14 protein-coding genes are annotated in these 14330 nt (G+C 38.2%); 2 read left to right on the forward strand and 12 right to left on the reverse strand.

What is annotated here, in order from left to right; all coding sequences use genetic code 11:
* Positions 1-31 precede the first annotated feature (31 nt).
* The 10 genes from PG901_RS07105 to PG901_RS07150 form a co-directional block, all read right to left on the reverse strand.
* Positions 32-640: a hypothetical protein gene (locus tag PG901_RS07105; RefSeq protein ID WP_271134024.1), complete on the reverse strand. Its 609-nt coding sequence runs from the start codon at positions 638-640 to the stop codon at positions 32-34.
* A 102-nt stretch (positions 641-742) separates the two neighbouring features.
* Positions 743-1216 (reverse strand): hypothetical protein, encoded by a 474-nt coding sequence (locus tag PG901_RS07110; RefSeq protein ID WP_144296572.1) that lies wholly within the window; start codon positions 1214-1216, stop codon positions 743-745.
* Between the two features lie 26 nt (positions 1217-1242).
* Positions 1243-2589, reverse strand: coding sequence for a serpin family protein (locus PG901_RS07115; RefSeq protein WP_144296571.1), 1347 nt, complete (start codon positions 2587-2589; stop codon positions 1243-1245).
* A 112-nt stretch (positions 2590-2701) separates the two neighbouring features.
* Positions 2702-3172 (reverse strand): DUF4825 domain-containing protein, encoded by a 471-nt coding sequence (locus PG901_RS07120; protein WP_068405424.1) that lies wholly within the window; start codon positions 3170-3172, stop codon positions 2702-2704.
* Positions 3173-3220: 48 nt separating this feature from the next.
* A complete protein-coding gene (locus tag PG901_RS07125) occupies positions 3221-4615 on the reverse strand; it encodes a serpin family protein (protein ID WP_201510202.1) in 1395 nt (464 codons plus the stop codon).
* A 692-nt stretch (positions 4616-5307) separates the two neighbouring features.
* Complete coding sequence (locus tag PG901_RS07130) at positions 5308-6522, reverse strand: SEL1-like repeat protein (RefSeq protein ID WP_201510201.1); 1215 nt, start codon at positions 6520-6522, stop codon at positions 5308-5310.
* Between the two features lie 61 nt (positions 6523-6583).
* Positions 6584-7060, reverse strand: coding sequence for a hypothetical protein (locus PG901_RS07135; RefSeq protein WP_271134025.1), 477 nt, complete (start codon positions 7058-7060; stop codon positions 6584-6586).
* 73 nt (positions 7061-7133) lie between these two features.
* Positions 7134-7667 (reverse strand): hypothetical protein, encoded by a 534-nt coding sequence (locus tag PG901_RS07140; RefSeq protein WP_201510199.1) that lies wholly within the window; start codon positions 7665-7667, stop codon positions 7134-7136.
* A 101-nt stretch (positions 7668-7768) separates the two neighbouring features.
* On the reverse strand, positions 7769-8290 hold the full coding sequence (locus PG901_RS07145; RefSeq protein ID WP_201510198.1) for a hypothetical protein: 522 nt from the start codon (positions 8288-8290) through the stop codon (positions 7769-7771).
* Between the two features lie 15 nt (positions 8291-8305).
* Entirely contained in the window at positions 8306-9661 is a 1356-nt protein-coding gene (locus tag PG901_RS07150) for a serpin family protein (protein ID WP_271134026.1), read from the reverse strand.
* 273 nt (positions 9662-9934) lie between these two features.
* Between PG901_RS07150 and PG901_RS07155 the strand changes: the two genes are divergently transcribed.
* Together PG901_RS07155 and PG901_RS07160 are read left to right on the forward strand one after the other, a co-directional pair.
* Positions 9935-10690, forward strand: a complete 756-nt coding sequence (locus PG901_RS07155; protein ID WP_271134027.1) for a helix-turn-helix transcriptional regulator — start codon at positions 9935-9937, stop codon at positions 10688-10690.
* Between the two features lie 96 nt (positions 10691-10786).
* Positions 10787-11686: a DMT family transporter gene (locus PG901_RS07160; protein WP_271134028.1), complete on the forward strand. Its 900-nt coding sequence runs from the start codon at positions 10787-10789 to the stop codon at positions 11684-11686.
* A 189-nt stretch (positions 11687-11875) separates the two neighbouring features.
* On the opposite strand, the gene PG901_RS07165 is transcribed toward PG901_RS07160, so the two are convergent.
* Positions 11876-12502, reverse strand: a complete 627-nt coding sequence (locus PG901_RS07165) for a hypothetical protein (protein ID WP_271134029.1) — start codon at positions 12500-12502, stop codon at positions 11876-11878.
* Positions 12499-14330, reverse strand: a 1832-nt coding sequence (locus PG901_RS07170) for a site-specific integrase (RefSeq protein WP_271134030.1), incomplete at its 5' end; no start/stop codon positions are given. The genes PG901_RS07170 and PG901_RS07165, both read right to left, overlap by 4 nt.

Below are 14330 nucleotides of genomic sequence, written 5' to 3' on the forward strand. Positions count from 1 at the left end.
TTAAAATCAACCCAAAATCTTATGTAATGACCTACAACCATTGCCCAAACCATAATCTAATCTTTCCCCAAAATGATGTTTGAGGGTGGCTGTCTTGTTTGGATGCACTATGCGTACTGGCTGACTCAGTGCTATTGCTCAACTCATTTTTATTAGCATCGCTAGGGAACGCAGCGTTTAGCTTATTGCAGGTAGGATATTTGGCTTGTAACTGCTGTAAATAATATTCCTGATCTTTGTATATAAATCCGTCTAATATTCCTATAGCATCGTGGCTATTATGGCGACAACTGCCGTTCTCTCGATTCCAAGCCAGAAATGGCACTAATGGTTTACCAACTATTAATTCATTATTTTCACAGCTCAGTGTCGCTAGTGATGTCACCGTATAGTTTGCTGGCTCATTACCGCTGGCCGCATATGCTAAGCCAATAACTAGGTCATTTGGCTTGATACTTTTTAGCTCAAAATCACTTTGCCAATATTCAGGGGTCTTGTAGAAAAACCACATTTTAAGCGTGCGAAAGACAAAGCGTGGATTGCTAAATTGCAAGTCGAAGCCTTTTTGCTGATTATCCATTAATGTAGGCTGCGATGATTGCAGACGAGCAATAAATACATCATTTGTTGAATGCGGCATACAAGCCCATACGGTTTGCATGGACAAAAATAGTATGATCGAAATAGGTAAGGGATATAAAAAATGCATTTCGTGTTTTTCCTTATCTCTAGCATTCCATTTTTAGGCCACAAACCATACCTTATTTAATTGGCACTTAGAGTGAGGTTTAATACGCTTGTCATTAAGCGTGCCACTAAAACCACCAAAACGATAATCTTGACCAATCTTATATTGGTCATAGGCGCTGATTTGATGAAAAAGAATGCCAGCATTGATGCTGGTCGTGTTTTCTGGAAATACTAAAGCACTTTTAATTACCGCCTCGTTTTTATAGTTGTCATGTTTAATGATTAAACAGCCGTTTTCGACCAATAAAGTGCCATCAGCGACTGTAATACCGCCATCTACTGAGCTTTCATAAAGCGGAGGGCTATATTCTAAAATCTCTACTTTCTCCTCAATAGCTTTAGTCAGTACTTTTTCTTTTCCCTCAGATGATTTATCTACAGGCTCATTTTTAGCGGCACAGCCTGAAAACAATAAAACCATCACAACGGCCAAACAACTTAAGGTATTCAATTGAAAACGCGGCATGTTCAATCACTCCAAATTAGATATTGCTAAGGCTTATTCACCTGACCTAAAAACAGTATTGCATCGGTCTTATTATCTTTAATCATAAACATAAATGGATGATCGGCTTTAAATTCCACAGGATAAGACATACCAACGTACATACCTACAGCACCGGCGGCGGCTGCCGCCTCGGTTCCTTTTTCATCGACGGTGACCACCGCTTGATGATAAACCTCATCGAGCTTTATCGGTGTACCATCAGCATATAAGTTAAATTCAGCCCCATTATTAAACGCTTTTGGCATACCCATATCAGCGAGCAACGTTTTCATCTGATAACGCGCATCTAATTTAAACTTTGGCAGTTGAAGGTCCACCTCTTGTCTTACTAAGCCTGAACGCCATTGCTTAATCTTAGTTGCACTTAAACTCTTAGTTAATTGCTGCATAGCAAGTTTATGATTGAATTTGGGTAATACTACGAGCATAGATAGGTCATCGCCTTTGTAAGGCAATTGCACGACCTGTATATGTTTGTCCTCATAATAACTAAAATAAGACTGTTGCTGCATCATCTGGACGGTAGAGGCTCTGCCGATAGCATTATAAAAAGGCTGGGCACTGGTTCTTTCAGCTGTAAAAGGCAGGGTCCAATCGCCCTTGAAATAGACGGCGTTGGTTAGTACCACGGCAGTATCAGATTTAATACTGCCCTTAGGTAGTAATTCAGGAATCATTTGCTTGGTTTTCTCAACAATTTTTTTATTAATGGTCTGACGTGCAGAATCAGGACTGCCTTCAAAATCAAGAGCGGTCACTTGGCCGCTGTAATAACGTTGCACGGTGTCTATGTAAGATTTAGTGGGTGTTAACCCTTGTTGCATCCATAAGTCATTGACCGTGGCAAGCTTGTAGTCGGGATTGGGTTTATTAAATTGATTATAGAGTGCTGCACTATTAGGGTTGAGGATAGCTGGTGCTGGATAATGAAACGTCTTTTGGATTTGCGCTTTCGTTTCCCCTTCGGCTGCGGCATAGACCATTGCCATAGCAGTAGACAAGCTATACGGTGAGAAAAATACATTTTTATCTGCTTGGTCAGGTTGCCCATTTATCTGCTGATACATATCAATGGCAAACTGGTTATTGGCAGTGACGACTTCAGCTATACCCTCTGATGTCGAGATCAAAGCCTTTACCTCAGTCGGAGGCGCTTGATGGTTAATGGTTGGCTGATTAGGAGTAACCATGCCTGTAACAGCACCCGTTCTATTATTTTTTATGGCGTTGTCACAGCCACTAACACCCAACACTAAGCTGGTAATAGCTAAGGCACTGATAACACGATTATGGGCTGCATATCTAAAATAGCGAAGTGGGTCATTTTGCATATCAGGCTCAACAATAAATTATAATTATAAGAATATCCAAGGCTCAGTAGTGACTGTAATAGCCACACTTTCAGCTGCTGTATAGGGAGCCGCACATATATATTTGGCGGTTTTAGAATAACTGATTTACTCTGTATTCATCATCCCAGTTGTTTTGTATTAACGTTTTTAGCTCCTTTTTACTTTGTAATTTGCTGAAATCTTCCCCGTACCACTCTATTAGAGCGTCCTTTGTTATCTTGTATTCTTGATGATCAAAATTAAACGTTATCCATTCTACATTCTGAATCAACGCAAATAAGTAAGTGGCGTTGTATACCACTGTCTTTTTATGACTCTTTTCTGACTCTGACCCATCATAATTTAAGATAATCCCATAGGGTGTCTCTTTCGTTTTGAGCTCGAGGCCCTTGAAGTTATCTGATTGCATAGAGTGGTTGACAATATTTATGACTGCACTATTATCACCAACATAGGCATTCTTGTATTGAAACACATCTTCTTCATTGGTCTTCGTATTACATCCACTAGCGACTGAAATCACCAACAGTGAACACGATAATAATTTAAGCCTTTTTTTCATAATGTCTCATCAACAGTCAGTTAAGTCTTAGTGCCGTCATTCGCTCTTTTAAGGTTTGTTCACTTGCCCTAAAAACAATATCGCATCGGTTTTATTGTCTTTAATTATAAACATAAACGGATGATCGGCTGTAAACTCAACTGGCTGATCTATAGGAGCAGAAGCTTCCGTTGCTACAATGGCTGTTGCTGCTGCCGCCTCTGTCCCTTTCTCATCGACGATGACCACTGCCTGATGATAAACATCATCAACTTTTATCGCTAGCGGCTCATCAAATAGTTTGAATTTAGCTTTGCTTTGAAAGGCGCTTGGCATACCCATATCTGAAAGCAAACCTTTCATATCATAACGCTCTGCAAGCTTAAACTTTGGTAAGGAAAGATTCACTTCTTGAGCGACTAAATCTTTATTCCACTTTTTAATCTTATCAGCGCTCAAATCACGCACCAGCTGCTGCATTGCAGCTTTGCCTTTTGATTTGGGTAATACCACTAACATGGATAAGTCATCGCCCTTGTAAGGCAATTGCACAACCTGCACTTGCTTGTCCTCGATATAACCGAAATCAGTCTGCATATTCATCATTTTGACATCAGAGGGTTCGCCTGTGAGGGGATAAAAAGGCTGCTCAGAGGTGCTATTTGCCTCAAAAGGCATTTTCCAGTCGCCCTTAAAGTAAACCGCGTTGGTTAATACTGCGACAACGCTAGATGGAATGCTTCCCTTTGGTAGTAACTCAGGAATCATCTGATTGGTATGCTGAGCAATTTTTTTATTAATAATGAGCCGCGAAGGCTCAGGACTGCCGTTAAAATCAAGATTGGTCACTTGACCACCATAATAGCGTTGAACGGTGTCGACGTAGGACTTGTTAGGCGTTAGCCCTTGTTGCATCCATAAATCATTGACTGTGGCGAGCTTATAATCAGGATTGGGTTTATTAAATTGATTATAGAGCGCGGCGCTATTAGGGTTTAGAGTATCCATCGACGGATAATAAAAGGTCTTTTGAATTTGCGCTTTCGTTTCCCCTTCCGCTGCGGCATACAGCATGGCCATCGCCGTAGACAAACTATAGGGTGAGAAAAACACGTTGTCATCTGCTTGATCAGGTTGACCGTTGATCTGTTGGTACATATCAACAGCGAACTGGTTGTTAGCAGTCGTGACTTTTTCGATGCCGTCTGGTGTTGAAGCGGAATCGTCAGCGGCAATAAAGCCGTCTTTGCTAACAGCCTTATAATCAGAGTTGTTTTTATTATTCTCTGGTAAGGAGGATTGGTCTGAGTTTGATGGGCTATTGACTACGCTGTCAGTAGATTTAGACTCTTTGATAGTGCTATCACAGCCACTGACAATCAATAGCAGGCTGCTGATCGCAAATGCACTTATGATACGGTTACCACGTGCTTTTTTAAGATAACAATACTGGTTATTCTTCATATCTGCTTCACTAATAATGTAGAGTTAAGATGATGCCATTCTAGTATCTTCTCTATACAATCGTTTAGTGTAGTTTGGTAAGCGTGCTGTACTGAACTTAAGAATGCCTAAAAGTGATTAGCGGAGAGATACATTACTGATTTTGCACGATTTCTAATAAACTTGTAGTGGTATTAGTCAATCGTAAAAGTGAGAGAAATATGGTTTTTAATAAGAATGTTCTAATAGGATTGATGAGCATGCTTTTAATATCTTGCTCATATTTTGAGAAGGATAAAGGCAAAATTATCATAAATAACGAAAGCGCTTATCTCATATCTGACGTACGCGTCAAATATACCAGCTCCAAGAGAGTGGACTTAATCGGAGATTTGCCGCCCAACTCCTCCTATCGCTACGCTATCCAATATACAAGCTATGAAGATTCAATATCTATCGACTATACTGATCAGGATAAGAAGACCTATTCTAGAGATGCAATGCCCTATGCCGCTTCATACGATAAAGAACGATATACATTTACTATAAGATAAAAATGGTCTATCCAGCAAGATGAGATAGCTTTAACAAGACTAGTAATGGATGTTAGGCATTGAGTTAAAAAGCGCTTAATCGGCTTAATAGGGATACGGTAGAGTACACTGATGTTATCTCAATAACCTAAAACCCATCATCTTTAAAAACTAAATTCCTTATTTAGAGAGTTTCTGAAGATAATCACAACTCGCTTGGTAATCGTTATCGCAAGATACTTCTAACCACTCTTTTGCCATGGCTTTGTCTTTATTAACACCTAAGCCCTTATAATACATCAGTGCTATAAGATACTGAGCGCGTTCACTACCTTTGCTCCATGACCCATCAACCGTATTACGATATCTATTTCTGGCCGCTTGTTCATACCACCTAAAAGCTTGAGTATAATCCTGAGTGACGCCAATCCCGTTATAATACATATCACCCAACTGATATTGTGTCAGTAAATGCCCTTTACTCATCTCTCCACGACCCAAGAAGTAACTATTACTCGCCGCTTTTTTGAACCAGCTTAAGGCTGCATCATAGTCTTGTACAACATCTATTCCCTCAAAGTACATTTTCCCTAGACGGTATTCGGCATGTGTCTTTCCAAGACCGGTATAACTCTCCCGACTAGCCGCTATCTCAAACCATTCTTTTGCTTTCATCTTATTCTGAATAACCCCTAAGCCGCGATCATACATCACTCCCAAGTTATACTCAGCATTAGTATTGCCTTGAGCAACAAGATTTTCAAAAATATCAAAGGCCTTTTCATAATCTTGGGCGACACCTAAACCGCCATAATACATAAGCCCTAAGCTATATTCAGCATACATTTTTGTGTATTTAGCCTCCATCTTTTTATTATCAGCGGCCTTCTGATAATAGGTAAAAGCCTGACTGTAGCTTTGAGGCGTACCTGCACCATGATAGTACATCTCTGCAAGTTGATACTGAGCCTGCATGTCATCAGTATCGGCTAATTTTTTATATAATTTAAAAGCCTTGGTGTAATCCTGAGGTACGCCATACTTACCCGCATAATAGATATAGGCAAGATTGGCTATTGCAGAGGTATGCCCGTTATCAGCAGCTATCTGATACCATTTGATCTTGTTTACAGGATCATAAGCTTGGACACCTAGCATGAATTGAGCAGGAGCATATCCTCGAATGGCAAACCATTCATACGGTTTCCTACTATCTTCGGGCAAGTCTAAATTCTCTAAATATAGCTTGGCAAGCTGTTGCTGAGTGTAATTGTCTTCTAGCTGTTCAGTTGACTCTTCTGTTATATAATCAGCTGCTATAGCGGATACAGACAGCCCGAAAGATAACCCTGAAATCATAAATGGATAAATGAACATGCTATTCAGTAATTTCATAGTTTTGCTTATTAGGTCGTTGAATTTAATATTGGTAAGATATATAGGTATAGAAATATTTTTAATCGAAAAAAGTGCCTATCAGTGCAACATAGGGCGTTAAGCATTTTTTATCGCCCTGTTTTTCAAACTCAGCACCTCCTGGCGTATTAGGGTGATAAGGCCAGTAGGCGCCATTCGTCTTTATATAATCGCCCATTTTAAAAACCCGACCATTGAGATTTAATGTTTTAGTGGCTTCATCCCATTTCACGATACTTTTTGGAAATTCGGGGAACATCGCGGTAGTAAATTTACGATTACTACCTATTAGATAAAGACAGTTATTACTCCATACAAAGTTGCCTCTCACGATTGATACGGCTTGAGAATGATGAACAGGGTCAACATAATAAGTAAAAATGCTTGTTTTTAGCTCAGGCTCTACGAGTTCTGGAATAGGTTTTATCGCTGCCATTGGTTCAGGTGGGGTTGCTACAGGGGTTGTCGTACAACCGACTATCACTAGGCCTGTTAAAATAAAAAATGCTTTTCTCATCTGTGCGCTCCAGTTTAGGCAGAAAGCTCGTATTTTGAATGTAAGCAGGGAAAACAGCTTCTGCACCTATTTTTTAGTAGGTATCCAATTTCCTTTTAATCTCTTCAGAGACTTCCATTATATCGGCATCGATAGCCATGCCTATTTTGGTCAGACAAGCGGCATCTCCTTGAGTCGCAAACTCAAGATTTGTCGTTGGTATTGTTATGCCGCCAGTAAATATTTTCTCACCCAATTTAATTTTGATACCTTTAAGTACAATAGTTTTTTGCTCTTCTAAATAAGTAACACTATGCGGAGGAAATAAGGGCGTCATATATTTATCTTTGGCGACTTGCAACATAAGACAATTATCTTTAATAACGAATTTGCCACTTACGATACCTGGCATTTGACCGCCCGTAGATAGATAACTAAATATGTCGGACAGGGATTTATTAGAGTCTCGTTTTGGAGAATCTGAGGGACTTTCATTGATAATGGCAGTTCTTTCTTCTATTGGTGTTACTTGGTAGGGTTTTAAGGTAGTACAGCCAAATAAAACGGGCAGTATGAAAATTCCAAGAGCGATTAATGATAAGCCATTTTTTAATTTAAAATTATTCATCAATTTGTCTCATTACTTGGTTTTATATTAAATGCTAAGCTCAGTGACATACTCTAAGAGTAAATAAGTACATCTGACATTCTAGCGCCATAAATACTGAACTACGATAAGCTTTTTCTAGCCGCCTGACCACGCGGTAAACCCGATAACATCATCATCTCTTTGACATCACAGCGACTTGAGGCTTGATTAGCAAAGCCTTCTTTGGCATATCGTTCCCGATCTGACGGCCTAAGTTTATAGCCACCGCTTTCTATGATGTCGCCCACCTCATAAACGACATTAAAATATTTGAGCGTTTTATTTTTGTCATCCCAGCTTGCTTGACCATTCGGTAGAACAGGAATGGTTTTATACGGCCCATAATAGAGATAGACACAGCCCTCCTCATAGGCGAGTCGTACGTTTACTTCATTCACAACATCACTTTTATCAAGATCAGAGAACTCAAAGGGATAGGTATAAAATAAACTCTCATTACCTGATGTACGGTAATGTAATAGCGGCTCTAAGTGTTGCTCTACCTTAATGGTTTGACTCGAATCAGGCTGTGGTGCTGATAGGCTTTGGCAAGCAGCCAGTAGCATTGCTAAGGGTATCAGCATCATTTTTATGGTCATCATTTTTGCATCCTCAAGCTATAGTTTATTCACTTGCCCTAAGAACAATATGGCATCGGTTTTATTGTCTTTAATCATAAACATAAAGGGACGATTGGCATTAAACTCAACGTCATAATTAGCTGAGACGACTACTGGCACTATACTTGTAGCAGCTGCCGCCACTGTACCTTTTTCATCAACCTCAACCACCGCTTTATGAATAATAGAATCTACCGCTAATGACTGCTCGTCATTGAATAAGCTAAAGTCAGCGCGACTATCAAAAGCGATTGGCATTCCCATTTCAGCCAGTAGCCCATCCATTTTATAATCTTGTTCCATTTTAAACTTAGGCAGCTGCAAATCGACTGCTTTTATTTTCATATTGTGAGTCCACTGACCAATTTGATCGGCACTTAAATTCTTAACCAATGCCTGCATAGCAGCGGCTTCTTTTGATTTTGGCAAGACGATCAGCATCGACAGGTCATCGCTTTTATAAGGCAGCTCTACCACTTGTACTTGCTCATCTTCCGTGTAATTAGAGTTTTCTATGCTATACATAAAATTCGTATCGGTGATTGTGCCATTGAGGTTATAAAAGGGTTGAGTACTACCTCGTAGACCTAGAGGTTGTGCCCATTCGCTTTTAAAATAAACGGCATTGGTTAGTACAGCAGCGGTAGATGACTTGATACTCCCTTCTGGCAGTAGTTCAGGAATCATCTGCTTGGTATGATTAGAAATAGTCTCATTGATAGTCTTACGTGATGGCTCGGGACGGCTCGCAAAATCAAGATTGGTGACTTGACCGCCATAATAGCGTTTTACGGTATCCAAATAACTTTGATTGGGACTCAAGCCTTGACGCATCCATAAGTCATTAACCGTGCTTAAATCATAATTTGGATTGGGTTTATTAAATTGATTGTATAGTGCGGCACTATTGGGATTAAGGATAGCTGGTACTGGATAGTGAAAGGTCTTTTGGATTTGCTGCTTTGTTTCACCCTCTGCTGCAGCATAAAGCATGGCCATCGCCGTAGACAAGCTATAGGGCGAGAAAAACACGTTGTTCTCTGCTTGTTTAGCTTGCTTATTTATTTGCTGATATAGCTCAATGGCGAATTGATTATTGGCATCGACGACTTTTCTGACGCCTTCAGGCGTTGAAGCAGAGTCGTCAGCAGCGATATAGTTCTTATCAGTCTTTGGGTTTGAAGGGTTCTCAGTCTTGCTGACTATAGGTTTTTCAGCTGCTTGTTTTATTGGTTGATTATCAACCAAGCTATTATTACAACCAGCAATTGCCAGTAAACTGCCTAAAGCAAGCGTACCGACGCTGAATTTAATTGCAGGCTTTTTATAGACGTATTGGTTACGATTTTTCACGGCGTTGTACCCTTTTATAATTCGAATGATATCCTGATTATATACAAGGGTTTGGCGTGATTTAGTAAACATATGCTAATAAATTGATGGCTCAGGTTGGATTAAACTCGCACATAGCAATAGCTGTTGCTTTGAACATGGGGGTTTAAGTGCAGGCTTATAAAACCAAACCATGGTGAAAAAATAGGCTTTACTAATAGCCTAGTTGGTTTTCTTGCTACACTCTTATAAAACCCTGTTACTAACAAATATTCCAAACAGTGGATAGACCTTATGAAAGATATTGAGTTAATAAAACATTTATTTATTAGGACATATGGTAGCCAGCTGGAAGGTCATATTCATGATTATCATCAAATTCTCATGCCATTAATGGGTGACATTAGAATGATAATTGGTGATCAGGCTATTAAAGTTTCTTATGGAGAGGCTTTAGTTATTAGAAAAGGTGTTTATCATCAATTTCAGGCAAGAGAAGACTTTCGTTTTTTAGTAGCAAATATAGAGGACATCGAATTTTTACAACTGCCACTGAGTGAGATCCATTTTGCAATGGACGAAAAAACGTTGTTATATATCTCTTTCGTTGAAAAGCAATTGATCTCTGCTCACAATCAAAATATAGAATGGATGATGTTTGAGTTATTACAAGAGCTTCTTGGAACCATTAAAATGAGTAAGCGATTGGATACTCGTTTAACTGCGGTCCTTCATACCTTAAAAAGTAATATTGCCACCAATCATACGGTGAAATCACTTGCTGAGATCGCTTGTCTTAGCGAAAGTCAGTTCAAAGTCTTATTTAAGGAACATCTTGGCTGTACGCCTAACGTCTATATTACCAACCTTCGTATGCAAGCTGCTCTTGGTCTTATTCTAAATACGGACATACCGATTACGATTGTGGCTGAGAAGTGCGGTTACGATAACGTGTCTGCCTTTATACGTCGTTTTTCTAGCTTTTACCATCAGACCCCGCATAAACTTCGCTGTAATAATCAGAATATGAAGCAGCCAACAATCAGCTAATCAGCACATATTTCAATCTATTCCGACAAACCTTTGAGCATCAATTTCATTACCATAGCCAGATGATATAAATGTACGCTAGGTAAGGAAGTGCCATTGAATATTCACACCCAGTCAAAGCAGGATATTGTAAATCTTGCTGCACCTATAGGCTTTTTGGCAATATGGAGTGGCGGTGCTATCTTTGCAAAAGTTGGTTTGCAATATACTGACTCTTGGAGCTTTTTATTTTTAAGATCAGCAATCGCTTTGTCACTGCTAATAGCCATCTATCTAAAATCTACTCATAAAAAAAGAGCTATTACTGAGCTGAAGAAAGACCATCTCACAGGCATTATATTTTCAGGTCTATTGCTACAAGTATTCTATTTAACGTTTTACTTCTCCGCTATTAATACGGGACTATCCCTTGGCATCATTATACTGGTGCTTGGTATACAGCCAATTATAACGTCGCTACTAAGTGCAAACACGATTAGCGTTAAAAACGTCATACTATTAGCGATTTGTTTTTCAGGCTTGGTGCTATCTACATTAGGCTATCATAGCGTTGATAAAATCAATGTATCAGGTATCGTACTATCCGTACTTGCATTACTCTCTATCACGTTTGGTACTATCGCTCAAGCTAAGGTGAAAGCGCCGCCGATTTTAACCCTATTGATTCAGACTATATTTTCATTTTTGATATTCTCAATTGTGATTATTTATCAAGGATTATCTTTTGAGATTAATTCTTACTCTTTACTATCTTTGGTATGGATGGGCGCAGTGGTTTCCGTAGGGGCTTATTTACTATTGATGCTTATGCTCAAATATAGCTCGGCAGATAAAGTAAGCACGTTATTCTTTTTATTGCCTTTACTGACAATGATCTTGGAGAGTCTGGTCTTTGACACTACTTTGAGCACATTAACTATTTTTGGTGTCATATTGGTTTGTACAAGTTTGTTCATTTATCAGACTCAAAAGCCCACTGAAAATAGCAAATTATAGTTTAATCTGATCAGGTATTGCAGCCTGACTCAAGCAAATCAGCCTTTGATAAAGTCGCGGTGGAGATTTGGTGTTGCTTTAGATATTTGGTTTAAAAAAGTAAAAGATATTTCCATATCAACAGCAAATCCATCATATTTTAAACGTGATTTAGTACTCATCGGCATTAAATAAGTCAGATTAACGCTTTTAATCGTTTTTGATTTTATTATGATTGTTAACAGTGAATCGAGTCTTACCGATAAGCATTGAAAAGTCTTTTTGACTCAAATAATTTATTGGCGACTCGTCTTCATTGCCAAATATTTCGTTCCAAACAGCGCTACTATATTCGCTTTTAGTGTGTGATAGCTCTCTAATTTCTGAATACATGAGACCGGGTTTTGAAAGTGAAAGAATAGAAATCGCCCTAATATAATCCATATATATAAAGTCTATTACGTCTTGGTCAAACTTATCTTGAATTCTTTTTTTTACTCTTTTTACCTGTTCATCAGTTTTATTCTTTGTATCATGGCCTTGAGATGTTGTATAACTTAGAATCACAGTATTCTCATTAGAAATGTCATTTAGATCAAATATAGGAGAAAAACAGCCCCCGATGATTTCATATGATCCGTCTTTAAATATGACAGAAATATTATGAATAGGTATCTCAACTATGTCCCCGAAATAGTTATGTACGTTTTTGAGGTAAGTACCCTTATCGCTACTAATATAGGCTTCCATCAGTACTTGATGAAGCCTTCTGGCTAAAGGATGGAATTCTACGGTTGAGTTGCTATTTAAACTAATCGTTTTGGCATATAGTTTCATAGTATTAATCCTTGAGTTGGTTTTATCCTCTTTCCTATCATAATGAATACATAGTGACAAAATATTTGTATTGTCCTCACATTCCACTGCTTTATAGGTATAACAGAGTTTGCCCTATTTTGAATTCTTGTAACTTCAGTCTGACTAGCGAGTGAGAGCTCTACTCGGATCTGCCTTCGATTTTGGCAAAAATTCTCTTCTTGCTCATTATCCATATTTATTCTCTGTGAAATAGGTATATCTTTTAAAGCGTCGTTCCAATTATTCTGATCTTTTTCGGCAGCTTGTGCATAGTTGTAGTAGCTCAGTCGAATATCTTTTTTATAGACTAGTTTACGAATAACTTGAAGGTAGTTATAGAGGTCTACTGCGCAGTTGAATATAATAAAATTTTTATTATATTGAGAATGAGTAAGTGTATGATATATAAATTGATGGATAGGTTTTTTATCATCACTCTCTAAGTAAAGGCTACGAAATTTTTCCGTCATTCGCATCATGATTTTTCTATCATCATCATACCTGTCCTTAATAGGTAATAAACCTCCTTTATTATTGATATCAAATAACCTAGGGTTACCTTTCCTAGTTTGAAACTCTGAAGCGTCTCTTAGTCGCTTTGCATTATGATGCCATGTTTCAAAAGTTTCTTGACTGACATCATAGATATGCATGAGGTTCTCATAATCACCTTTCTGAGTATAAGCTTCAAGAACTTGATGTACTTCATCGAAAGAATATTTCTTAACTTTTACAATTTTTTTATCAAAATCATCATTAAGTATTTTACTGTGCATAGGTTTCGGAAAATAAGGCAGTTTAAGCTTATCAATGAGATATTCATTTATGCTTAAATGCATATTTTCAGTTTCAAATTTTTGTCTTCTCGGTATTTTTAGTATCTGAGTGTGCTTCATAGCTATCTTAAAATTGGTCTGCCATAATAATAATCCCACCTGAATGTCCGTAAAATGTACATATGATGAAAATGTTGTACTAGGGGTAGCGTGCCCTGCTATTCCTGCCAAAGCATATATTTTCTTGTATGCAAGATTGGTTTCAAAATGATTGACGATGCTAGCAGCTTGAGCTGATTCATAGGGTAGCAAGCTTTTTAAAAACGTTGCACTTGGATGGCCATTAAATTGATAGTCTTTATCGTATAAAAATGACATCAACTGAAAATTAGTTAGACAACTATGGCGTAGGTGGTGTGTAGTAAGATAGCTTAAGCCAGTAACCTCTTTTATAAGATGAGTAAGCATTTTTGATATTGTTTGAGCGTTGTAAGACATGCCATCTTGGCTGGCTATAAGCGTTTGACCTTTATCGCCTGAACGTTTGATGTAAACACGCTTAATTAACTTAATATCAGATTCTGTTAATAGTTGTGCAAGTAATACACGACGTAAAGCAGAGAGGCTTTTATTGTTTCCAAACTTATTATTTCTAATCTCTAGATAGTTCTGAGTTTCGGCTACATCACGCAATCTTATTTTAACTATTTCACCAATTCTCAGCCCGCACCGATGTCCTAATATTAACGCTAAGCTCAAAGCCTGCTTTTCATCTACATTTGTAGTAAGGCTATTAATCTTATCAAGTATAGCTTGGAACATCTGCTCCGATATATAACCAACTTTATGATGGGGTTTATCGCTTGTAATCAATGGAGCCATAGGTTTTGTATGGTAGTGTTTAACCATGTATTGGTGTATTTCATTAATTAATGTAGCGACTGAATTCTTTGCTTTCGTGGTCTTACTAAGTTCAATCATCTCACTGTATAGCGTTATAAAATCTTCTTCCTGATAATTTTCTAGATTTG

It is taken from the genome of Psychrobacter sp. ANT_H3, from assembly GCF_027919975.1.
Classification (GTDB): Bacteria; Pseudomonadota; Gammaproteobacteria; order Pseudomonadales; family Moraxellaceae; genus Psychrobacter; species Psychrobacter maritimus.